Below are 23303 nucleotides of genomic sequence, written 5' to 3' on the forward strand. Positions count from 1 at the left end.
GCGACGGGCCCGGGAGGACAACGGGAGACGACTACTGACTCCAGCGTGACCAGCTCACATCCCCATGCCGGCTCTTCGGAGAAGTCACTTCCCGGACCCGCTACACCCCAGCCTAGAACAACCCTCACCACGGCCCCGCGACCGGTGACGTTCGGGTCGGCGTCACAGTGACGGTTTGGCGAACGTCACCGGTCAGGGTGTGCTGAGTGGGACTCATGACCTGGCTCGTGAGGTAGGGACCTCGGTGCCGGAGCGGATTTCCGTGGCGATGATTTTGAGTGCCTCGTCGATGCGATCATGGTGGGTGCGGTGGGAGACCACGCACAAGCGCAGGGTGTAGCGGCCGTCGATGCGGGTGCTGGACAGTACGACGCGCCGGTGGGCGTTGATGCGCTCCAGGAGGTGGCGGGTGCGCCTGTCCGCCTCTTCTGCGGCTGGCTCACTCGCGTCAGCGGGTCGGTATCGGAAGATCACGGTGGACAGGTCCGGTTGAAGGGGCACTTCCAGTTCGGCGATGCCGGAGAGCGCCCGGTGGACGTGTTCGGCAAGGTCGAGTTTCTCGTCCAGGGCGTTGCGGAAGGCGTCGACGCCGTGCAGGTGCAGTGGCAGCCAGGCGCGGATGCCGCGGGTTTCGCGGGTCAGTTCGGCGCCGAGGTGTGAGCTGTCGGGGATGGCGTTTGTGGAGTCGGAGTCCTGGAGGTAGTCGCCGGTGCCCGTGTGGGCGGCGTGCAGGGCTGCGATGTCGCGGACGACCACTGCCCCGGTGCCGAACGGCATGAACAGGGTCTTGTGCGGGTCCAGCGTGATCGAGTCGGCCTCGGGGAGCCCGGTGAGGCGCTGGCTGCCGCGGGTGGTGAGGCGGAAGAAGCCGCCGTACGCCGCATCGATGTGGAACCACAGTCCCTCGTCGTGGGCCAGGGCGGCTAGTTCGGGCAGCGGGTCGATGGTGCCGGTGTCGGTGGTGCCGGCGGTCGCCACGAGCAGGAAGGGCCGCCTGCCGGCGTGCCGGTCCGCGCGGATCATCGCCGCCGCCGCGTCGGGGTCCATGCGCAGGTCGGAGGTGTGCGGCACGGTACGGACGTGGGCGGCGCGGATCCCGGCGAGGCGGGCGGCTTTGGCCACCGAGTGGTGGGCGAACGCGGTGGTGTAGACGGTGCCGTCGCCGAGTTCCTCGCCGAGTTTCTGCTGTCGGGCCGCGACCGTGGCGGTGAAGGTGGCCATGGACCCGCCGCTGGTCAACACGCCGCCGCTGCCGGTGGGAAGCCCGCACACGTCCTGCGCCATCCAGCGGATCACGCTTTCCTCGATCGCGGCGAACGCGGGCGCGACCGAGGTGATGCCACCGTAGCGGTTGACGGCCCGGTTGTAGAACTCGGCGAGGGCGGCGGTGTAGAGGCCGCTGCCCGGGATGTAGGCGAGGTGTCCGGGACCGGCCGTCTCCAGGGCGCAGTCCGCCGCCTCGTCGAGGCGGGCGAGCAGGGTGCCGAGGTCACCGGCGTGCGCAGGCGGCGGAGCGGGCAGGGAACGCGTCAGCTCGGCTTCGGCGTCCGGGCTCACCGAACTGGTGGCCGGCCGGTCGGGGAGCCGGTCGGTGCGGTCGACGACACGGTCGAGGACGAGGCGCCCCATCACGGTCATCGCGGCACGGTCGGGTTCCAAGGGCAAAGGGTGAGCGGAGGAGCCGCTGAAGTCTTCGGGCATGCGACCAGAATGCGCCGTCATGCGCGGCAGGGGACGGCAAAGTTGCTACCCGTTGCGGTTCTTCGTGCAACTTTGTTCTGCATATTCGGCATTATGCTGCATCGTATGCCGCGACCTATGTATGACCGCATCGACCGGGCGATCCTGGACCATCTGCAACGTCACGGGCGCACGGCGAACGTCGACCTCGCCGAAGCCGTGCGCCTCTCGCCGTCGTCCTGCCTGCGCCGCACCAAGGCGCTGGAGGAGGACGGTGTCCTGACCGGCTATCGCGCGGAACTCGACAGAGAGCGACTCGGTCTTGGGCTGACGGTGTTCGTGTCTCTCAAGGTGGAACATTCACGTACCACTGCCATGGTGGTCGAGGAAGCGCTGAAGAAGATCGAGCACGTTGTCGCCTGCCATGTAGTGTCCGGCGACGCCGACTTCTTCCTCGAACTCGCTGTGCCCGACCTGCGAACCTTCGAGAAGGTGCTGACCGACCAGATCCTGGTCATCGGCCCGGTCCGCGATGCCCGTAGCACCATCAGCATCCGCACGGTCGTCGACCGCGGGCCACTTCCCCTGGCCTCGTGGGCCAGCCCGGCCTGAACTAAGTTCCCAAACAGCGGCCCGACCCAGCAGCCGCGCCGCACTAATCACCTACCTCCTCTACCCGGCCCCACCACCGTGCTGGGTGTGGGAACACGGATACCTGCTCGAATCAGTCGAACGAATCAGTACCAACGGGTGGACGCTGCTGGGACTCCAAGGAGTGGGCACACACTCAACCTCCTACAGGCCGATCAATCCAACGAGGTCGCCGCCATCCCGTCCGTGCACACCGCGTAGGCCAGCGACTGCCTCCCATCTGCGCAATTAGCCCATCACGGGCAAGTCGCACACCACCTCTACGGAGTCAACCCGTGACCCGATGCATGGCAGTTATTTGTATCGATATAAATCGTCGCTTAACTGTTCCCGGCGGGCCGATGTTGACCCCTTGACGAGGGGCTTCTGCCGCAGTCTAATTTGGTGTCCATATAGGGGAGGCCGACTTGCGGGAGAGTTCGAGTTCGCCGCTCCGACGTCCATGCGTCGGCTCGCGCGGCAGTCTGGATCCCGAACAAAGCCAACGACATTCGCTGCCCGATAAAGGCGGCAGGACTGCGCCCCCGCCCGCTGGAGATCGACCCTTCGGAAGGAATCGGGAATGAGTATGAGTTTCTTGAGCCGGCGGGATTTACTGCGCCGAGTGGGAGGCACATTTATTGCCGGCGCAGGCATCGCCTTGTTTCCGGCCGGGTTCGCTTCGGCATCGCCTGGGACCGGCCTGACATCGACCCCCGGTAGTGCAGCCGGCGGACCGGCGTATCCGGGAGACCCCGGTTTTGTCGCCAGGACGCCGGGGGAACTGGGTGCCGCTAAAGCCAGTTGGGAAACGCCGGAGTATGGCTACTACACCGGCCACAATCCGGCCAACCCTGGCACAGCGGTCGACGCCCCCTGGCAGCTCGTCGCGGTGAACGCGTCGACCGCCTACGCCCTTGGGTACCGCGGGCAGGGCGTCGCGCTGGGCATGATGGACTCGGGCTACCGGCCTACCCACGAAGGATTCCAGACCGGGCTGATCGTTCCGGTGAGAGCGGAGGGTGTCTACGGCACCTCCGGCTTCGGGTACCGGAGCTCAGTAACCCCGTCGAACCCGTTCACCGCGGGCCAGCGGTTCACTGTGGCCGGCGACCAGGCGCGAACGAGTGACTACAGTCACGGGACCGGCATGCTTGGTGTCACCTCTGGCATTCGGGATGGCAAAGAGCAGCACGGCATCGCCTTCGGCTCGACGATGCATGTCGCCATGACCGGCGGTTCCGATACCCAGTCCCACGGCCCCTTCCACGATTACGTGTATTGGCGTACGGCCAACAAGGCCCTGGTTGACGCAGGCGCCCAGGTCATCAACAGTAGTTGGGGCTCCTATGTCCAGACTCTTGACAGGAGCCGCTTCGACGGCCTGGGTAACGACCTTGGGGTCAATGGCAACCTCGCCAACGCTTACCAACTGCGCGGTAAGGACAGCGCCAGCGCCACGGCGATGGCGATCATCATCCCCAATGAGCACCTGAAGGACCTGGAGTACCAGTACTTCCTCTTCAAGAAGAGCTATTCGGAAGACGGTATTCAGTACAACCCGAACTACCCCGGACGCTCCTTCATGGATGCCATCTGGGACGCCATCAAAAACAGTGGTACCGTCAACGTGAGGTCGGCCGGCAACAACGACTGGAGCAACCCGTACTTCCGCCCGGCGTACCCCTTCTTCAATCCCGCTGCGGAGGCGCAGTGGGTATGCGTCGGCGGGGTGCAGCCTCCCACCGCGGCCAACCCCGAATACACGAAGCAATTCGGGTACAACGAGGCGGGGCTCGCCAAGTGGTGGACCGTGTCCACCCCGTCGAACAGTGTTCGGACCACCAACAGCGGTGGCGACACCAGCTATTCGAACTCGAACGGAACGTCTCCGGCAACGCCCGTTGCGACAGCGGTGATGGGGGTTCTGCTCTCCCGCTATCCGAACATGGACGCCAAGCAGGTCCGTGATCTGATGTTCACCACGGCGAACAACAAGATGTCCGACGGTGTGAGGTTCCTCGGCACCGGGCAGACCTCCCCCTCCGGGGCATCCATCGCCTGGACCGCTCCCGACGGGGTTCCGGACGCGCGCTGGGGCTGGGGCATCCCCGATCTGGACAAGGGCATGTATGGCCCTGGCCAGTTCCTGGGCCCCATGACCTACAGGATGGACAAGGCGCCCCTGGACGTCTGGTCGAACGACATCAGCCAGATCGCGATCAAGGAAAGGGAGCGGGAGGATCGGGAGTGGCTGGGGGCCTACAAGAGGCAGGGCATCGCCTTCGCCGGTGATTTCAGCCCCAACGTGCTGAGCCCGGACGGCAAGCTCAGCGAGAACGCCTTCATGCTCCAGGGCATTCTGGCTGATCCTTACGTCCACGCCATCACCAACGGCCACCCGGAACTGTACGACAAGATCAGCTATGAGGACGCCGCCAAGTGGCGTAGGGAATGGATGGACGCGCGAGCGGCCTACATCCAGAACAACATCGGCAACAACCTCTACGCGGCGTCTCTGACCAAGCAGGGCTCCGGGATGCTGATCATGTCGGGCCGCGCCACCTACGAGGGCGGCACGACGGTGGAGGGCGGCAAGCTCTCGATCGCCGGCACGCACGCAAGCTCGGTCGCCGTCAAGGGCGGCACGCTCGGCGGCAGCGGTCTCGTGGGAGGCAGCATCCGCGTCACCAGCGGCGTGTTGCAGCCCGGCCTGTCGGCCGCGGAAGCGGCGTCCGCACTGTCCGTCAGTCTCACCGAGGTCCCGCAGGGCAACGTCCTGAACGTCGGCGGCGACGTGACCATCAGCCGAGCGGGTCGCCTCGCCATCACCATTTCCGGCGACCGCGACTACACGAGCGTGCGGGCCACGGGTGCCCTGGTGCTGGCCGGCGAGCTCACCCTCGACGTTTGCGCCCCCATCACGCCGGGCACGGTGCTGACGATCATGAGCGGGGCCTCGATCAAGGGCAACTTCCACTCCATGCCGGAGCGGCGGGTCCTGAACGTGGGCGGCCACATGTTCCGGGTGTCCTACAAGGGCGGCGCCATGACGCTGACCGCCGAGCGGACGCTGCCGGGGGCACGGTCCGGCAACGCCTAACCACACGTGGCCTGGTCAGTCAGGCTCAGGTTCGTCTGAGCCTGACTGGCCAGACCCTTGCCCGAGCAGAAATCACGACCCTGGTGGACGCCATCCTGGCCGCGCGGTGAGGCGAGCACCGGCGATCCGCACGGCCAGCGGCAGGCCGCCACACAGCCGCACGATCTCGGCCGCGTCGGAGTGCTCCACCTCGACCCGCTTGCTGCCGCTGATCCGACCCAGCAGACGCAGGGCGTTGCCCAGCTCAAACACGTCCAGGTCGATCCGGTGCGCGCCCTCGATCCCGGTCAGGCGGGCGCGGCCGGTAACCAGCACCGCGCAGGTGGCCGCGCCGGGTAACAGCGGCCGGATCTGCTCCTCGGAGGCCGCGTTGTCCAGCACCACCAGCACCCGCCGGTCCGCCAGGCGGCTCCGATACAGGGCGGCCCGCTCCACCACGTCGTCGGGCACCGCGCGGTTGTCGACACCCAGCGCCCGCAGGAACCGAGCCAGAACCTCGCCGGGCTCCAGCGGGCGTGGCTCCGAACCGCGCAGGTTGACGTGGAGTTGCCCGTCGCCGTAGGCACCGGCGACCAGGTGCGCCACATGGACGGCGAGCGCGGTCTTGCCGACCCCGCCCATGCCGTCGGGCTGCCGGGGCGGCTCCGCTGGTGCTGGCGAACCCTCACCGACCGTGAGCCCTGGTACGAGTACCGCTGGTCACTGATCGAGCGCGACCCCGAGACCGCGCGCGCCCTGGTCGCGGAGGTACGCCAGAACTCATCGAAGGCGTTGCAGGAACTACGCGACCTCGTCCGGGGCATCCATCCGCCGGTGCTCGCCGACCGTGGTCTTCCTGACGCGGTGCGGGCGCTCGCCCTCGACAGTCCACTGGATGTTCGGGTCGACGCCCGACTGGCACACCGGCTGCCGCCGCCACTGGAGTCGGCGGTCTACTTCGCCGTGAACGAGCTGCTGGCCAACACGGTCAAACACTCAGGAGCGGACCAGGTGGACGTCGCCATCGCACTGGACGAGGGGCTGCTGCACGTCCGGGTGCGCGATGACGGGTGCGGTGGCGCGGACTCGTCCCGAGGCAGCGTGTTACGCGGGGTGCAACGCCGGCTGGCGGCCTTCGACGGGACGCTGCGGGTGGACAGCCCAGCCGGCGGCCCGACCGTGATCGAGTTGGAGGTTTCGTGCGGGTCGTGATCGCGGAGGACCTGTTTCTGCTGCGGGACGGACTGGCCCGGCTGCTGCGCGAGCACGGGTGTGCGGTCGACGTGGTGGACAACGGCCCCGAGCTGCTTGACCTGCTGCTCGACGATCCTCCCGGCGTGGCGGTCGTCGACGTCCGGCTGCCGCCCACGTTCACCGACGAAGGGCTACGCGCGGCACTCGCCGCCCGCCGACGTCACCCCGGCCTGCCGATCCTGCTCCTGTCGCGGTACGTCGAGCAGCTTTATGCTCGCGAACTGCTTGCTGATGGTGCTGGCGCGATCGGATACCTCCTCAAGGACCGGGTCTTCGACGCCGAGCAGTTCGTCGACGCGGTCCGGCAAGTCGCCGGTGGCGGAACCGCGCTCGACCCGGAGGTCATCACCCGACTCCTGCGCCGCAACGACGCCAGAGGAACCGTCAGCGCCCTGAGCGAGCGGGAACGTGACGTGCTCCAGCTGATGGCCGGGGGCCGTTCGAACTCGGCGATCGCCGCTCAGCTCCACGTCAGCGACAGCGCGGTCACCAAGCACATTGCGGGTATCTTCGGCAAGCTCGACCTGGCACCGTCCACCGACGACAACCGCCGAGTACTCGCCGTGCTTGCTTACCTCAATCAGTGACCAGGCAGCAGGTGCTCGCTCGTTGCTGGACCTGCGGCGACACCCTCACCAAAACCGCGACTTGACCAGCGAGAACATCAGTCCGAACCCGGCCGGAGTCAGCTCAAACATCTGGTACGAGATCGTCTTGCACGACGGGCAAGCCGGTTACCTCTCAGAGGTGTACATCGCCCCTCAACACCGCGGCGGCATGAACCTGCCGGAGTGCCCGCGTCGCTGAGTTCGCACCGTCACGTCGTACCCAGCGCCACGAATCCGGCCCGTGCGATAGACATGCTGAAAGCCGATAGCGTCATGTACCGAGCCAAGCAGCCCCAGCGCGTCGCCAGCGTTGCGCTCAGTCCGCCGGATCAGTGCGCGTTGCCGCAGCTGTGTTGCGGGAATGAGGGTGACAGGCGAGCTTCGCTGCGTTGAGATAGCGCCATTACCGTGACGCGATGGGCACGGCGCGATGGAGCAGCCTCGAGCCCGACTGGACAAGCGGCGAGGAGGGACAGTTATGCAACTGGTCGCGGGCGAACCGATGGAGTACCTGGGCGGCGACATGGTCGTCGAGGTGGACCATCCGGCAGTACGGGCGTTAGCTGGTGAACTTCGCGCGGTGCATCCGGACGACGTCGACTTCATGCGGGCCGCCTTCGCATGGGTTCGTGACCGGATCCAGCACTCCGTCGACGCCCAGGATCCGCGGATCACCGTCACCGCCGGCGAGGTGCTCAGTGCCGGCGTCGGCCTCTGCTATGCCAAGTCGCACCTGCTGGTGGCCGTGGCCCGGGCGCCGGCGTTCCGGCCGGGTTGTGCTACCAACAGCTGACCAGCGGGGGAGAGCGCTTCCTGCACGGCCTCGTTGCCGTATACCTCGAGGGCCGCTGGCATCGCCAGGACCCGCGCGGCAACCGCACCGGCATCAACGCCCAGCTCCGCCTCGGGCGTGAGCAACTGGCCTACCCGATCATCAACGGATCGGATGGTCTCGATTTTCCTGAGGTGCACGTGCGACCCTCGCCCAAGGTGATCGCAGCCCTGCGCGGTGCTCGAGACGCTCTTGAACTGTGCCGCGCCGGGTTGCCCGCTACGCCCTGAGTCGGGACAGCGGATGCCGGCCATGGGAAATTCGCGGCCACACGTTCTCGGTATGAGCGCGCACCGCGTCGGGTCGTGGAGGCGCGTCCGGCCAGCAGGGTTCGCTCCACCTTGATGGGTCGTGATCTAGGCTGCGTTGTCGTGAGCGAGCCGCGCGGGTCAGGAGTGCTCCGTCATCAGCCGTCGCATGACGGGTTCGTACCGGCGCAAGGGCCGCAGCAGGGCTTCGCCGAGGCCATCGACCGGCACATCGAGGAACACTTCGGGCCTGTCGAATTCGTCTACCACGAGATTGCGTCGCACCTCGTCGGCGTGCATGTCTATGTCGTGGCACCGACCGAGGAACGCCCCTACCGGACGCTGATCACGTCTGGGATGAGTGACCTGCCGATGACGGTCCCCGAGGGCCATGGCATCAGCCCGCACGTCGAACTGATGCTGTGCCTGCCGGCGGACTGCCCCTGCCTCGGCTGACCGGGCTGGACGATGATCCGGCTGGCTGGCCGCTGCGAGTCCTCAAGCAGGTGGCCCGGCTGCCACACGAGTATGGGAGCTGGATCGGCGAATGGCATTCCGTGCCGAACGGCGATCCCGCGGAGCCGTACGCTACGGACACCCCGTTCGCCGGAGTCGTTGTCACGCCGATGCTGCGTGTGCCGCCCGAGGCTCACACGATCGCGGTGCCAGGCGGCGTACAGATCGCGTTGTTCGCGCTGATTCCTCTGCACCCAGAGGAAATAGCGGTCAAGATCGAGCGTGGCACAGGCGCACTCATCGAAGTGCTCGACCGTGGCCGCGTGTCCGAATTGCTGGAGCCGAGCCGACCCTCGTACGCCTGACGGCTCGACCCGGCACGTGCCGGCCCTGCACGTACGACCCAAAGTTCGCCGAGCGGCGCTGCTGCCGCGATCGGCGGACCCACGTTGTTGCACATCAGCTGGCGAACATGTGTCGCGCGTCAGTCGACGGAGGACGCGTCGGCAGTCGGCTGTCCGGTCTCGGGACCTGCGTGACAGATCGGTATCAGGATCTCGTGCAGCCGGGAAACCGGCCGGCGTGGTGGTCGGAATGGCAGCAGCGGTTCGACCTCGGCCCAGAGTTCGTCCGAGACGATCCACGGCGGCTGCTCACCCTCCTCACGTTCAGACAGAACGATCCTCGTATCCCGAGGACACGCCCAACATCACTTCGTGTTGGTGTCGATGGTGTAAACCACGTCTGACCCGACGTCGTGGCGGGTGATGCCGGGTACGTCGGGGATGTTAAGCAGGGGTTCGTATGGGGTGCCGTGGACCCGGTCGCGCAGCAGGACGACGCTGCGGATGCCGTGCTGGTGCAACCGATCCAAGGCCGGCTGGCTGGGGAAGGCCGTCATAACGTCGCGGATCGCCTGACGGTTGGGTGTGGTGTAGCTGGCCGCACCGTTGACCATGGCGGGAAAACCGTCGGTCGACCAAAGTAGGACGTGGAGGTCGATGCCGTCGTCGGACGGCAATACCATGATCGGAGCGTGCGCGGAGGCTAGCGCCATCGCGGCCGGTTTGGCTGGGGTTTGGGGGTGGTGCAGGTCAGGCAGGCCCTCAGCTAGCACGAGGACCAGCAACGGAACGGTCAGTAGCCGCGCCTCTTCCACCGACCATTTCGGCTTGGCGCTCCTGCGAGCCACCTCGGCCAGGTGGGTAACCAGGCCGGCCGCGAGGATGGCCAGGCAGAGCGTGGGCCACAAGATCAACCGGCCTGGTGTACGGGATCCATCGAACCCGGGCACGTAAAGATAGAGCAGACGGTAGATCGGCCCGTTCGTGCCTAGCGCGAACAACACTCCGACGACCGCCCCAAACAGCAGCAGAAGCCGTTGCACCGGTGACCAGCGGGATAGGAACAGGCCGGCGAAGGCCAGTAGATACAGTGCATACCCGCATAGCAGCACTTTCTCAGTCGGTGCGCCACCAAGAGCGGTGCGGGCGTCGTTGTGCAAGGTGCCCCAGGGCAGCGAGGACTGCGGAGCCACGAGAAGCCCGCGCAGTGTCGGGGAGAAAAACGCGACGTAGTCCCAGTCCCGGGTGACATGTGGGTTGAGCTCGCGCACGTGTTGGTACGCGTACGCGAAGTATCCGGTCACCGCGGTGAAGACCAACCCGCCGATCAGATCACCGACGATCAGCCGGCGGCTAAGGCGTGGGCGGTGGATCAGCCAGGCTATCAGTGTGATCAGGCAGAGGGCGGCGAGAACGTATACGAATCCCAGCCCCACGCCGAAGCCAAGGCTGACCTGCCAGGCCGCGACCAGCCAGCCAGCGAACGCCCAGCCCGGCCGCACTCGTTCGGCAAGGTAGCCGCGGGTGAACGAGAGTCCGTGGCCGCGCACCAGCATCGCCAGGGCCAGAGTGATACCGCCAGTGGAGAGAATATTCAAATGGCCGTCGTGGCCGTAGCGCCAGGGCGCGTAGGCGAGGGCGGCCCCGGCTACCGCGGCGGCGACCTTATTCGCGCCAAGCTGGCGCAGGAGCGCGTAGCCGCCGAGGAAGGCGAGCGCGAAAGCCAGCACGAACAGGATGTTGTAGCGCAGCACGGCGCCGACTACACCGCTGCCTATCAGCCCTGCCGGGGCATAGCCGAGCAGGCTGTCGTTCAGGGCAAGGCCGTACGTGTCGGGATAAAAGGCGTTGGTATCCCACAGGCCACGCAGACCGTGGGTGAGAGCGTGGCCACCCCATCCCACCAGCCATGCTTGGGCCGTCGGGTCACCCGCGTCACCGACGATGGTGTGGGCCGGGTCGGCGATCGGCACCGTCTTGGCGCCGGCAGTCACCACGCGAACCGCGTACGGCGGAATCAGCCAGATCATCGCGACAGCGAGGAGCACCGAACCGAGGCTTGCGATGCTCAGTTCCCGCCGATGGGCCCCACGTGTCAGCCAGTCCCTCGTGCCTCGACCGGCGCGCGCGAGTCGGCCATTTTTTCCAGGCTCGCTGAGAGTGACGGCTGATGTGGGACCTCCTGCCGGTGGCTCTACCTGCGTCATCACATCGACCCTCACTGTTGAACCGCCGCAGTAAATCATGAGCAGGGCGGCGCATAGAGTCAAGACCTCGATCAATGCCGTTCAGCTGGCCGGGCCTTAAGGCTGTTTATCAAAGACGTCTTGTCACGCAGGAGTCGCGATCGGTGCAGCAGCGCATCTTGCCGCTGTCGAAACAGGACACGTTCGGCCTGTAGATCCCCCTTTTACGCGCACCGGCGGCATGCTGGTGCGCCCGGGCGGACGACGAGTCGACGGACACATTCCACGTGATGCGCCCAGCCGCGTCGGCCATCGCCTGCAAGGTGGTCAGGATCTTCGCCCAGGTTCCGTCGGCTGCCAGCGGCGGAACACCGCGTACACCGCCGCCCAGGACCCGTAGCACTCCGGCACGTCCCGCCACGGGGCGCCGACTCGGATCCGCCACCGGATCCCGTCAACGGGCTGGCGCTTCGTCCATGTCGGCGGCCGTCCCGGCCAACGCCCCACGGGCAACACCGGCTCAAGCGCCGCCCACTGCGCGTCGGTCAGGTCGTGCCGCCTCGTCACCGCTACAGTGCCCACGAGGTCTCCGTGCTGATGGTCTTCTTCGTCGATGAACCATCTACCGGAGACCTCGCCACCGCCGATGGCCACCACGGCGAGGGCAACCCACCATCGATGATGCGACATGACCGCTCCCCTCGGACTGTTTACGCTTCATCACGGTGTACCGGCCGGCTGGGTTGTCCGGCTCGCTCGGCGGTTTACTGCCGTCGGCGACCAGTTGCTCGGACGGATAAACCGGCGTTCCTGCCGGACAACCCTTGGCTGCCCGCAAGATCGCGCAATGAGTTTGCGGGGACGAGGCGACGGATGGGTATGAGCTGGGCCGCGAGCGGCGGACGCCGGGGCAGTGCGGTGCTGCTGCACGGCATGACAGCCAGCGCCGCGACATGGTGGCGGATCGGCCCCGCGGTCGCCGCGTTGGGCCTGGACACGTCGGCGCCTGACTTGCCGGGCCACGGGCGGGGTCCGAGGCTGACCGGTCCGGTGGACCTGGACACGTTCGTGGATCAGGTCGGTGCGTTGCTGCCCAGCGACGGTGCCGACCTCCTGGTCGGGCACAGCCTCGGCGCTATGGTCGCGCTGTCGCTGGTGGCGCGGCGCCCGGGTGTGACCCGCGCGCTGGTCCTGGAGGACCCACCCGTCTACAGGGCCGAGACGCACCAGCAGCTGGCCGGCGTCATCACCCGGGACGCCGCGCTCGCGGTCCGTGACCGCGCCTCGTTGACTCGGCGGTTCCGGTCAGAGAACCCGGACTGGGCCGACGAGGACGTTAGACACGCGGTCGACGGGGTGGCGATCGTGGACGCGCCGGCGGTTAGCGCGACGCTGCTGCGGCAGCCGTCGTGGGATCTCGCCGCGATGCTAGCCCTCACCGATGTTCCCGTTCTGCTGTTCGGCCCCGCCCACGTCCCCGGCGCGGTCGACCTGGGCGGTGGGCACTGCCCGCACCGGTCCCGCAGCCAGGCGTGGCTGCAGTCGTTTGCGGCGTTCACCGACACGGTGCTTCCCCGCCGGTAGTTCTCCCCGGACCGGCCGGATGCCGGTGCGTCTCGCCCCGAACCTCATCGAGGGCGGCTACCGATGCTCGAGTGTCCGGGTGGTCGGTGCCGAGCAGCTGAATCCGCATCCTCTGGGTCGCCTCGTGTAGAGCGACCGCGTCGTCGATACGATCTGCGGCGGCGTACGCGCAGGCAAGCTTGTGCTGCGTATGCAGCGTGTCAGGGTGTTTCGACCCGAGCACCTCGGTCCTGATCACCAGCGTCGACTCGTACAAGTCGATGGCCTCGGTCAGTGATCCGGAAGCCTGCAGACCGCCGGCGAGGTTATGACGCGACTGCAGAGTGTCCGGGTGCCGGCTGCCCAGAACCCGTTCCCGGTCAGCGGCGGTGGAACGGTAGAGATCCAGCGCGGTGCCGTGCCGGCCGAGCGCTCGGTAGCACCCGGCGAGGTTGTTGCGCGACTGCAGGGTCTCCGGATGGTCCGAGCCCAGCACCCGGGTCCGTGTCCACAAGGTCTCCATGGTGAGCTCGACCGCTTCGTCGAGCCGGCCGAGTTCCCGGTAGCCGAGCCCGACGTAGCTCGCGTTCGACAGGGTGTCGGGATGGTCGGGTCCGAGCAGGCGCCGCCGGTCGACGAGCGTGCCCTCTCCCATGACAAGAGCCTCGGCGAACCGGCCGGCCGACCAAAGCCCTCCGGCGACCAGATACCGGGCGGTCACCGTGGTGGTGTCCTCGGTGCCGAGTACCTTGTCACTGAACGCAGCGAACTGCTCGAACAGGGTCAACGCGGTCACGTACTGGCCCTGGCCGCGCAGGTAGATCCCGCACCGGCTCAACAGCGACCACGCGCGTAGCGCGAGCTCCCCGTCCGCGACGAGCGAACGTTCGGTGCGCAGCCGGTATGCCAGCGTCTCGATGTGCGGCGCGAGCTGCGCCCACCGCGGCCAGTCGCCGACCGTCACTTCGGGGTCCCCGCCGGGAAGCGCGGCGGTCAGCAGCCCGATGGCCTCGGCGCAGCCATCCGGTCCTGACTGGAGCGCGCGGATGACCGTCTGGACCAGTCGATGGATGCCAACCACGCTCCCGGTACGTGTGATCAGGCTGTACGAGGCGCTCAGCGACAATGCGTCGTCGACTTCGGTCGGGTCCCGGCCGGCGTCGGCAGGCCCGATCAGCAGGCTCACCGGGATGGCATCCGGGGCGAAGTAGGCCATCGCGGTGAGCAATGACGCGGCGAGGCGGTTCTCATCGGCGACGGCCGCGATCGTCACCTGCCAGGTCCGGGCCACCGAGTCGTCGGTAGGCCGGGACAGCGTGGTGGCACCAAGGATGTTCGCCGGTTGAGCAGCGAGACGGCGCCGGTACTCGGCAAGCCCCACGTGCGGGCGGGCGAGCAGGTACGCGGCGGCGTGATTGAGCGCCAGCGGTAGGTCGGCCACGTCCGCGGCGAGCGCCTCGGCATTGACGTGTTCCCGCTCCCGGCCGGACCGCCGCACCAGCAGCTCGACGCTGACCTGTCGAGGCAACACATCAAGGCGGACCGGCGCGAGGCCAAGCTCCTGCCAGTCAAGATCACGGCGGCTGGTCACGATGACCCGGCCCTGCCTGGCCGCAGCGAGCACGCCACCGATCACTGCGACATCATCGACGTTGTCGAGGACGAGTAGCCAGCCGTCGTGTGAGGTCAGCCAGCGCAGCGCCCAAGCCGCCGCGTCGGCGGTGCTGGCGGTCGCCGGCCAGGCCGGCACGAGGGTGCGGGTCAGCGCCGCCAGCCCGGCCGCGACATTGTCGGCGGTGTCTGCCGGCACCCACCACAGCGGCGTGTACCGGGTGTGGTGCAGGTTTGCGTATTGCAATGCAAGCTCGGTCTTGCCCACACCACCCAGCCCGTAGACGGCCGCTCCGATCACCCCCGGCCGGTCGTGGCGCAGCAGTTCGTCCAGCTCGTTCAGCGCCGCCGACCCGAGGAACAGCACCGACGGGCGGTGCGGCAGGTTCGACAGGTCGCCCGGGCCCGTCACCCGGGCCAGCAGCGCGCCGCTTTCGCGCAGATCGCGGATCCGCTCCCATATCGGCAGAAGCCGCTCGGGGTCAGCGCCACAAGCCTTCGCGTAGGCGACCACCGTGTCCCAACTGGGCAGCTGATCACCGCCAGCGGCGTCCGCCAGCGTGCTGCTGGACTTGCCGCTGCGCCGCGCCATGTTCTTGTAGGTCGGGTTACCCGATCTCGTGCGCAGCTGGCGCAGTTGCGCGGCGAAGTGATGCAGGGGATCCAGGTCCGGGTACAGCTCCCGTTCAGGCCGAGGCATCCGCCACCTCCACTGGACGAACCGCGCTGACGCACGTCCCACAATAGGTTCTGGTGCCGATTCACCTGCATATACGGTGCGCACCATCGTCGCTCGGGCATGACGAATAGACCGCCGCGGCGTCCGGACAACCACCGGGGTCCGTACAAACGAAATGTGCCCGGTGTATCCGTAGCGCCGGGCGTTGTCGATGGAAGGAACCCCGCCATGCGTCATCCTGTCCGTCTCACACTTGCAATCGTGCTGGCCGCGATCGCCTCGGTGTTCGCCGGCGCGAGCACCCCCGCCGCAGCGGCAACCCCCACGCCGGTCGTCTGGATCGGGTCGCCGCTATCGGCGCATTGGCCCACCGACCCCAGCTCCCAGCCGGCCAACCACCACCTGCCCTACGGCGGCGACTGGTCGGTCGACCTCACCAACGTCGGCGTCGGCACGGGCGTGCAGCTGTTCGCCGCCCCGCAAAACACCGCCCTGTCGATCAGCGCCAAAGTCGAAGCGGTCGGCCCGGCCTGCGCCAGCGGCAACCTCGCCGACGGCGGTCAGAAAGTGGTCGTCGGTCTCTACAACGGCGGCACCAAGATCGGCAACGTCACCTACGCCCACGTCAACGCCACCCTCGGCGCCGGCGCCTGGATCAATCGCTGGAACACCCAGATCGGCGTAGTCGGCTCGTACAACTGGTCCAGCTGCTGGCAGGGGGTCCACCTGCACGTCGAGATGTACAACCAGGCCAACTACTCCTGCTACAACCGCGGATGGACCGGAGGTCGGCAGGTCGACCCGACTAACTTCCTCGGCTTCCTCGGCGGCAGCTACGCCTCCGCCCGCCGGCAGCCCTGCCCGTAACCGCAGCACCATCAGGACGGGGCCGCCGGCGACGTCGCCCTACCTACCGAGCCCGCCTCCCGGCCCAGAATCGCGCGCCACACCGGCGCGGTGCCTGACAGGCGAGGGCTGGCCAGGGCGATCATTGAGGAGTCCGACGAACTCGAAGGTGGTCGGGCCGCGGGGATTTGAAAGGTATGTCCGCTCACGGAGACGCGACCGGGTATCTGCGGCACTTTGTGGCCGTTTACAGCTCGCTGAGGATGCGGGCGCGTTGCTTGGCGTGTTCGACGTCGTTTACCACCGCGCTGCCAGTTGACGCACGAAATGGGCTCTCGCAAAGCGCTTGTGAAACCCGGGGCGCGTCCTGCTGGATCTGTAGTGTTTGACCGTTGACGATGTGCCGGCGCAGTCTGCTGATCAAGACAAGCTTCGACTGAACTGTGGCACTTACCTCGTACCGTGACAGCGGCGGCGCCGGGGCGGTTCGCCTCGGCAACGCCGCTCATGGTGCTCACCGACCACGGGCGTCCTCATGCCCGAGTCGATAATGTTGATCGCACCGGGACGTAAGGTCGCTCGTGGAGGCCTACACGGGCGGGATCGCGTCATTTTCGATTCGCCCCGTGTGATGGGGCGTCTCCGCAGCCTCGGCGCTGTCTGAGCCTGCGGAGACGCCGGTGGTTCAGCCGTTCTGAGGGCTGGTGTTGTCGATACCGCCGAGTTGGGCCAGAAACTCGTGGCACTTCCGGGCGCGCTTGGAGTCCTCCGCCATGACCTGCTCGAAGAACGACGCGATTTCGTCTTGGCCGGCGTTCTTGGCGTCGCGGACGTATTGCCCGTAGTCGTGTCCTGCTTTGAGCGAGTGGTACTGCACGGAGATGAGGTCGAACGTCACGTCGTCGAAGCCGGTTTCTCCGGTAGCCATGGGCTGTCCTTCCCTCGGGGTCGCGTGAGCACGCGTTGTTCGGTAGTCCTACCCATGCCGATGCGTCGCACTCCCGAAAACTCGTGCCCACCGGGGCGCACTCCGCCATCGGCATGGTCATGCTGCTACCGGCCGCGGCGAACAACGTGGGTGGACAGGCGACTCGCGTACGGCTTGCTTGCCGAACCGGTGCGACGGCTGGTCGGCCTCTGGTCGCCGTGCACGCCGGCAAGCGGGAGGTCGGCAACTACTTCGAGCAGCGCCGTGGCGGCCGCGGCAAGGTTTGCGGTGAGGCAGTTCAGCCGGCCGGACCTGGTGGATCATGTGGGCGGTGGGGCGTACCCCGGGAGCATGCTCGACGCCCACCTCAGGAAGCCGGAGCACCCGGTGCGTGTACGGCCAACCTTGTGGTGAAGATCTGGTTGGCCGTACACGGTGCTTCGTATGTCGCCACCGACACGCCCGCATCGAAGGCGTTGCGCTGAGGGCTGTCGAGCGCGCCCTGGTCCGCCTTCACCTTGGGTGGTACTCGTTCGTGAAAGGCCTTTATCGTCGCCTTCGACCAGTATTGTCCGCTTTACCGGAGAGGGGTAGAGCATGAGCTTGTCATACGAGACGCAGCCGGGTGATATCGATCATCTGATCGCCGACGATCACGCGGTGGTGGCGCGGTTGTTCGAGCATCTGGAAGCAGGTCGTGGCGACCGGCGGACGTTGGCCGATCAGGTGGGTTTCAACCTGGCGTTGCACGCCGACGCGGAGGAACGGACCCTGTATCCGCAGATGGCACACGCGGGGGAGGAGCAGGAGTCCCGGCACGCCCGCGACGAGCACCACGCCGCGAAACAGCAACTCGTCATCCTCGACCGCACCGAGCCGGGCAGCGGCGAGTTCGAGCAGGCCCTGTCGACGCTCATGGCCGACATCCGCCAGCACGTCGCCGAGGAGGAGGGGCAGTTCCTGCCGGGTTTCCGCGAGGCCGTCGGTGCCGACGAGATGTCGCGCCTCGGCGGCGAGTTTTTGGCCGCCAAGCGCGCCGCACCGACTCGTGCGCATCCGCGCGCCCCCTCCAGCGGGGGCGGTCACGCGCTGGCCGACCCCGCCGCCGCCGTGCTCGACAAGGCCCGCGACAAGAGCTCGGGCCGCGACAGGCGGTTGGCCACTGACGCGTCCGGACTGCTGGACCCGCAGGCGCAGCGGCTGATGGACGCGTTCGGGGCGCTGAGCCCGCTGCCTCCGGAGATTTTGACACCGGAGCAGGCGCGCCAGCAGCCGACCCTGGTCGACGCGGTCCGGCAGGTGCTGGCGGCCGACGGCCGGCCCACCGATCCCGAGCAGGTCGGCGGCGTCGACGACGTGCCAGTTGCGGTCGCCGATGGGCACACGGTCATGCTGCGCGTCTACCGGCCGCGGCAACGGGCCGCGCAGCCACCACCGGTGATCATGTGGATCCACGGCGGCGGGTGGGTGCTCTACGACATCGACACCTACGACGCCTCCTGCCGCGGCCTGTGCAACCGCACCGGGGCGATCGTCGTCTCGCCGCAGTACCGGCGGGCACCGGAGCATCCGTTTCCCGCCTCCCACGACGACGTCCTGGCCACTTGGCGTTGGACGAGCCAGCACGCCGCCGAGTTCGGCGCCGACCCGCGCCGCCTCGCCATCGGCGGAGAGTCGGTCGGCGCGACCATGGCCGCCGCCACCTGCCTGCAACTCGCGCAGACCGGCGAGCCGATGCCCGCGGCGCAGGTGCTGGTCTACCCGCTCACCACCGGGGAGCAGTACGGCGACTCGATGCTCGACGCCGCCGACGCCCGACCGTTGAACCGGCCGCTGCTGTCGTGGATGGCGATGCACGCCTTCGCCGGGAAGCCCGCGGCTGCCCGCGATCCACGGGTGGACCTGCTGTCGCTGTCCGGGCAGCAGCTCGCCGGGATGCCACCGACGATGCTCATCACCGACGAGCGGGACCCCCTGCGCAGCCAGGGTGAAGAGTTCGCCCGCCACCTCGACGCCGCCGGCGTCCCCACCACCATGCTGCGCTACGACGGGGTGATGCACGAGTTCTTCGGCGCCGCCGCCGTCCTCGACAAGGCCGCTGACGCCCAACAGAAGGCAGCCGAACACATCATGCGCCAATTCCCGATCCCCGCCGCCGCGCCGCGATCCGCCTAAAGGTCACGTCCCCGTCCCCGACCGGCGAGGAGCACTTACCCGTCTGCGACACCAACAATGTCCGGCGCAACCAAGAGTGAACGGCACCCGAGATGAGCGGCCTGCGACAGCGGCCGCCACGACAGGAGCAGGCAGACATGAAGGCTGTGGTGTACCACGGGCCGCGTCAGGTGTCCGTCGAAGACGTCGACGATCCCCGCGTCGAGGCGCCGAAGGACGCGATCATCAAGATCACGACGGCGAACATCTGCGGCTCCGACCTGCACCCCTACGAGGGCCGGGCGCAGTTGGACGCCGGCATGGTGCTCGGCCACGAGAACATGGGCGTGGTGGTCGACATCGGCGACGCCGTGGACCGCATCGCGGTGGGCGACCGAGTGTCGGTGCCCTTCAACCTGGCCTGCGGCACCTGCCGCAACTGCGTCGAGGGCTGGACGGCGGCGTGCCTACGTGCCAACCCCTCCGGTAGCCCCGGCGCCGGGTACGGCTACCCGCAGATGGGTCCGTACTGGGGTGGGCAGGCCGAGTACCTACGGGTGCCGTGGGCGGACTTCAACCTCCTCAAGCTGCCGCAGGGCACCGAACACGAGTCGGACTTCACCATGTTGTCCGACATCTTTCCCACCGGATATCACGGCACGGAACTCGCCGGCGTGTCAGCCGGCGACGCGGTGGCGGTGTTCGGCGCCGGCCCGGTCGGGTTGATGGCGGCGTACTGCGGGATGCTGCGCGGCGCCGCCCAGGTGTTCGTCGCCGATTTCGAACCTGACCGGCTCGCCCTCGCCGCACAGATCGGCGCCACCGCGGTGGACGTGTCGAAGACCGACGCGGTACAGGCAATCATGGACGGCACCGACGGATTCGGCGTCGACTGCGGTGTCGAGGCCGTCGGCTTCCAGGCCCACGACCCGTCCGGGCAGGAACACCCGCACCTGGTCCTCGATGATCTCGTGCAGGTCGTGCGCGCCACCGGCCGTATCGGAGTGGTCGGCGTATACGAGCCGGAAGATCCAAAAGCGACCACCGAGGGCGCCAAGGAGGGCCGCTACGGTTTCGACTACGGCTTGGCGTTCACCAAGGGCATCGCCATCGGCTCCGGCCAGTGCCCCGTCAAGCGGTACAACCGGCAACTCCGCGACCTCATCATCCGCGGACGTGCCACGCCATCGTTCATCGTCTCCCACGAACTACCCCTGAGCGCCGCCGCCACGGCGTACGACAGGTTCGACCGCCGCGTGGACGGCTACACGAAAGTCCTCCTGCACCCGGATCAGTAGCCGCAGCACCCGCCCTCGACGGCTCGTTCTGCAACGGGCCAAACACCCTCTCGCCGCACCGCCGTCTGACAAGACCCCGGCGGCTTCTTCGACCTCCACAAGCCACAACTCGCCCACCGCCCCGTGCGCTCGGCTCAGCCCCACTTCGCATAACAGACAGGAGTTCGTCATGCAGATGACCGCGACCGACAACCACGCCGTGGCGCAGGCAGTCCACGACGTCGGATCCGCGCTGTGGTTCGGCGGCAGCGTCATGGGCGTAGCCGGAGTCAACAAATCCGGCAACGACCTCAGCCAAGGCATCGACCGGATCCGCGTCGCCAAGTCCGCGTGGACCCGGTTCAGCCCCGCCCAGTGGCTCGGCATCGGCGCAACGCTGCTCGCCGGCGCTCAGCTCACCCGCAGCAGCCGCGGCCGCTTGGCGCTGCAGAAGGGGTACGGCTCCGCGGGTGCGGCCAAGGCCGCCATCGCAGTCCTCGGCGCCGCCGCCACCGCCTACGCCGCCTACTGCGGCACCCGGATCGGGAACCTCGCCGAGGAAGCCCGGCAGCGCGGGGACCAGGTAGACGTCAAAGACGCCACCCTGCCGACCCCGCTGACCCCGCCGCAGATCGCCACCTGGCAACGCCGCCAGCGCCTGGCCCAGTACGCCGTGCCAGCGCTGGCCGGCGCGAACATCGTGCTCGGCTCGTACCTGGTCCAGTCCTACCGCACCGGTGCCACGGCCAAGGGCCTGCTGCGCCGCCTGATCCCCGGCCGATAAGACGTTCGCCATGGCTATCCTGGGCCCGTCCTACCGCGTCAGCCGCGCGGCGGCAGCTTGACCACGCTGACGAAGAACTCGTCGATCTGGCGGACCACCGAGATGAACCGTTCGAAGTCCACCGGCTTGGTCACGTAGGCGTTCGCGTGCAGCTGGTAGCTGCGCAGGATGTCCTCGTCGGCCTGCGAGGTGGTCAGCACCACGACCGGAATCCGGCGCAACTCCTCGTCCTTCTTGATCTCTTCCAGCACCTCCCGGCCGTCGCGGCGGGGCAGGTTGAGGTCGAGCAGGATCAGGTCGGGCGCCACCGCGTCGCCGTACTGGCCCTCCCGGCGCAGGTAGGCGAGCGCCGCTTTCCGGCGTCTCGTCGACCCGGTCCGGCTGGTCCGACCCGCCGGAGGGCTCCGCCGGAGCCTCGTCCGAGGGCGTCGCGTCCTCCGTTGCCAGGTCCTGCGGCTGCTCCGGTGCGTCGGCGGCGGCAGCGGCCTCGACGTCGCCGGGCAGCGCCGGCAGTGTGAACCGGATCGCGGTGCCCTCCGACACGGCGGTGTCCACCCAGACCCGACCACCGTGATATTCGACGATTCGAGTCGGCATCAGCTCCTCAGCGTGACTGCTCCTCGGCTGCTCGAGCGACGGCGAACTATCGCGGACGCGCGGCAGCAGCGCCGTCGTCACCATCCGGTACGTCTTCTGGCCACTGGGCCCCGTACCCGGGTGCTCATGCCACTCCCTTGGGGGAGTCAGGCAACATCGTCGCGGGTTTCTGCACGTACAGACAGGCCAACGACGACCCGCATGGCAGCGGCGAGACATCCGTCCACGGCTACTGGCTTCACATCGCCGGCACGTGTCCGAGCAAGGCGAACGTGGACATCGACTTGCAGGCGTACCGGTGCGATCCTCCCGGTTGCCAGTGGGTGACGGTTGCCTCGGGCTCGGGCGACTACCTCGCAGGAGGCGGATCCGGCCGCGATCCAATGCAAGGATCGGCTGCTCCAGCCGTCATGGGACCGTTGCTGGCCTGGTGCCTGCGCTTCGTCGACGACTTCGCACCGGACATCATCGCCGCCGCGCGTACTGGCAGAAGCACCGCCGCGCTCCGCGGCGAAGCCGGCTGCCCGCCGCGGCGGTCCAAGAGCAGCTCCACTGGACGCTGGAGCGCTACCTGTCCTCCGGTCGTCCGCTGCCCGGGCATGCCGGCAAGGTGAACTATTCGGCATTGGCCGCCGAGATCGGCTGCAGCGACTCAGCGCTGTACCTCCCGCAGAACGATACGAAGCTCGCTGCGGTCGCGGCCCGCACCGGCATCACGGTCTCGCCCCCGGTGCCGATCCCGATTACCGGGAAGCTTGACGGGCAACCGTGGCTGCCGCACATCGGCACCTCGACGTCAAACCCCAACGGCACGCTGCCGCTGGCGATCTTGCTGCAGGCCGCCTGTTACATCACCATCGCCTACCTGTCCGGGATGCTCACATCCGGCAGTACCACGCTGGCAGCACCACCCGAGATCGACGTCGCCACCGTCACGAACCTGCGCCACGACAACGCCCGACTACGCCGCGACAACCACAACCTCGCCGCGAACCTGGAAGTGGCGATCTCGAACATCCAGCAGCTCACCCTCGAAGTGCACCAGCTGCGCGAAGCACTCGACCACGCCCGCAACGTCACCCGCCTGCCTCGCCCACCACGCTGACCGAAGCCCCCCAACCTCCTTCACCGCTTGGCCGACCCCACGGTCTTTCTGGCGGCGAACCGCTGATCGCGCGATCAGCGCATGGTCGCTCAGTCAACCCCCGTAGACCCCCATAGCGACGGCGGCGGATGAGCCGACGCGCGCATGTGTCAATGTGAGTGCCTTAGGTGATACCACACGCTGCGACGAGCGGGCATCAGCCGTTGCCGTGCTGCCGTTCGTGCTCCGCCAGAGCAGCCGCTGCCCTGTCCAGGTCGTAGTGGGAAAACACAGGGATGCCCCGGCGGCGCAACGCCTCGGCCGCGACGCCACGCCCAGCGATGGTGACGCCGGTGAAAGTTCCGTCGTGGACGTAGGTGCTACCGCAGGTAGGGCTGCCCTCGACCAGGATGGCGAGCCCGACGCCGGCCTGCAGTGCCTTGTCGACCGCCCGCTGCGC

General features: G+C 67.8%; 19 protein-coding genes and 2 pseudogenes. 13 read left to right on the plus strand and 8 right to left on the minus strand.

Going from position 1 to position 23303, the window contains the following annotated elements:
- Positions 1-213: 213 nt before the first annotated feature.
- Positions 214-1659 (minus strand): pyridoxal phosphate-dependent decarboxylase family protein, encoded by a 1446-nt coding sequence (locus JM949_RS18035; protein ID WP_203149597.1) that lies wholly within the window; start codon positions 1657-1659, stop codon positions 214-216.
- Positions 1660-1818: 159 nt separating this feature from the next.
- Here JM949_RS18035 and JM949_RS18040 point away from each other — a divergent pair, with 159 nt between their 5' ends.
- Positions 1819-2292: an Lrp/AsnC family transcriptional regulator gene (locus tag JM949_RS18040; RefSeq protein ID WP_203149598.1), complete on the plus strand. Its 474-nt coding sequence runs from the start codon at positions 1819-1821 to the stop codon at positions 2290-2292.
- Between the two features lie 601 nt (positions 2293-2893).
- Entirely contained in the window at positions 2894-5413 is a 2520-nt protein-coding gene (locus JM949_RS18045; protein ID WP_203149599.1) for a S8 family serine peptidase, read from the plus strand.
- 72 nt (positions 5414-5485) lie between these two features.
- On the opposite strand, the gene JM949_RS18050 is transcribed toward JM949_RS18045, so the two are convergent.
- Positions 5486-6034, minus strand: a complete 549-nt coding sequence (locus JM949_RS18050) for an NB-ARC domain-containing protein (RefSeq protein WP_203149600.1) — start codon at positions 6032-6034, stop codon at positions 5486-5488.
- On the opposite strand from JM949_RS18050, the gene JM949_RS18055 reads away from it, so the two are divergent.
- The 5 genes from JM949_RS18055 to JM949_RS38615 all read left to right on the plus strand — a co-directional run bounded on the left by JM949_RS18055 (position 5999) and on the right by JM949_RS38615 (position 9155).
- A complete protein-coding gene (locus tag JM949_RS18055; RefSeq protein ID WP_203149601.1) occupies positions 5999-6604 on the plus strand; it encodes a sensor histidine kinase in 606 nt (201 codons plus the stop codon). The genes JM949_RS18050 and JM949_RS18055 overlap by 36 nt on opposite strands.
- Complete coding sequence (locus tag JM949_RS18060) at positions 6592-7233, plus strand: response regulator (protein ID WP_203149602.1); 642 nt, start codon at positions 6592-6594, stop codon at positions 7231-7233. The genes JM949_RS18055 and JM949_RS18060 overlap by 13 nt, the downstream gene beginning before the upstream one ends.
- A 499-nt stretch (positions 7234-7732) precedes the next feature.
- On the plus strand, positions 7733-8047 hold the full coding sequence (locus JM949_RS18065; RefSeq protein ID WP_203149603.1) for a transglutaminase-like domain-containing protein: 315 nt from the start codon (positions 7733-7735) through the stop codon (positions 8045-8047).
- Positions 8048-8457: 410 nt separating this feature from the next.
- Positions 8458-8790 carry a suppressor of fused domain protein gene (locus tag JM949_RS38610; RefSeq protein ID WP_309232208.1) on the plus strand — a complete coding sequence of 111 codons (333 nt, stop codon included), beginning with the start codon at positions 8458-8460 and terminating at the stop codon, positions 8788-8790.
- Positions 8791-8840: 50 nt separating this feature from the next.
- A complete protein-coding gene (locus JM949_RS38615; protein ID WP_309232209.1) occupies positions 8841-9155 on the plus strand; it encodes a suppressor of fused domain protein in 315 nt (104 codons plus the stop codon).
- A 344-nt stretch (positions 9156-9499) separates the two neighbouring features.
- On the opposite strand, the gene JM949_RS18075 is transcribed toward JM949_RS38615, so the two are convergent.
- A complete protein-coding gene (locus JM949_RS18075) occupies positions 9500-11182 on the minus strand; it encodes a hypothetical protein (RefSeq protein ID WP_309232210.1) in 1683 nt (560 codons plus the stop codon).
- 355 nt (positions 11183-11537) lie between these two features.
- A pseudogene (locus JM949_RS18080) lies at positions 11538-11902 on the minus strand (transposase); the annotation flags it as partial.
- 291 nt (positions 11903-12193) lie between these two features.
- On the opposite strand from JM949_RS18080, the gene JM949_RS18085 reads away from it, so the two are divergent.
- Complete coding sequence (locus JM949_RS18085) at positions 12194-12904, plus strand: alpha/beta fold hydrolase (protein ID WP_203149604.1); 711 nt, start codon at positions 12194-12196, stop codon at positions 12902-12904.
- On the opposite strand, the gene fxsT is transcribed toward JM949_RS18085, so the two are convergent.
- Complete coding sequence (gene fxsT / locus JM949_RS18090) at positions 12876-15281, minus strand: FxSxx-COOH system tetratricopeptide repeat protein (RefSeq protein ID WP_203149605.1); 2406 nt, start codon at positions 15279-15281, stop codon at positions 12876-12878. The genes JM949_RS18085 and fxsT overlap by 29 nt on opposite strands.
- 153 nt (positions 15282-15434) lie before the next feature.
- On the opposite strand from fxsT, the gene JM949_RS18095 reads away from it, so the two are divergent.
- A complete protein-coding gene (locus tag JM949_RS18095) occupies positions 15435-16040 on the plus strand; it encodes a M23 family metallopeptidase (RefSeq protein WP_203149606.1) in 606 nt (201 codons plus the stop codon).
- Positions 16041-16704: 664 nt separating this feature from the next.
- On the opposite strand, the gene JM949_RS18100 is transcribed toward JM949_RS18095, so the two are convergent.
- Positions 16705-16947 (minus strand): hypothetical protein, encoded by a 243-nt coding sequence (locus JM949_RS18100; protein ID WP_203149607.1) that lies wholly within the window; start codon positions 16945-16947, stop codon positions 16705-16707.
- Positions 16948-17544: 597 nt separating this feature from the next.
- Here JM949_RS18100 and JM949_RS18105 point away from each other — a divergent pair.
- The 3 genes from JM949_RS18105 (at position 17545) to JM949_RS18115 (ending at position 21162) form a co-directional block, all read left to right on the plus strand.
- Entirely contained in the window at positions 17545-19122 is a 1578-nt protein-coding gene (locus JM949_RS18105; protein ID WP_203149608.1) for an alpha/beta hydrolase fold domain-containing protein, read from the plus strand.
- 137 nt (positions 19123-19259) lie between these two features.
- Entirely contained in the window at positions 19260-20399 is a 1140-nt protein-coding gene (locus JM949_RS18110) for a glutathione-independent formaldehyde dehydrogenase (protein ID WP_203149609.1), read from the plus strand.
- A gap of 169 nt (positions 20400-20568) precedes the next feature.
- Positions 20569-21162 carry a hypothetical protein gene (locus tag JM949_RS18115; protein ID WP_203149610.1) on the plus strand — a complete coding sequence of 198 codons (594 nt, stop codon included), beginning with the start codon at positions 20569-20571 and terminating at the stop codon, positions 21160-21162.
- 38 nt (positions 21163-21200) lie between these two features.
- On the opposite strand, the pseudogene JM949_RS18120 reads toward JM949_RS18115, so the two are convergent.
- A pseudogene (locus tag JM949_RS18120) lies at positions 21201-21512 on the minus strand (response regulator); the annotation flags it as partial.
- Between the two features lie 677 nt (positions 21513-22189).
- Here JM949_RS18120 and JM949_RS18125 point away from each other — a divergent pair.
- The gene (locus tag JM949_RS18125) at positions 22190-22864 is read left to right on the plus strand and encodes a hypothetical protein (protein WP_203149611.1); all 675 of its coding nucleotides are present in this window, start codon (positions 22190-22192) and stop codon (positions 22862-22864) included.
- 196 nt (positions 22865-23060) lie between these two features.
- Here the strand turns inward: JM949_RS18125 and JM949_RS18130 are convergent.
- The coding region (locus JM949_RS18130; protein WP_203149612.1) for a DUF523 domain-containing protein at positions 23061-23303 on the minus strand (243 nt) is incomplete at its 5' end.

The sequence above is a fragment of the Micromonospora tarensis genome, assembly GCF_016803395.1.
GTDB classification, from domain to species: domain Bacteria; phylum Actinomycetota; class Actinomycetes; order Mycobacteriales; family Micromonosporaceae; genus Micromonospora; species Micromonospora tarensis.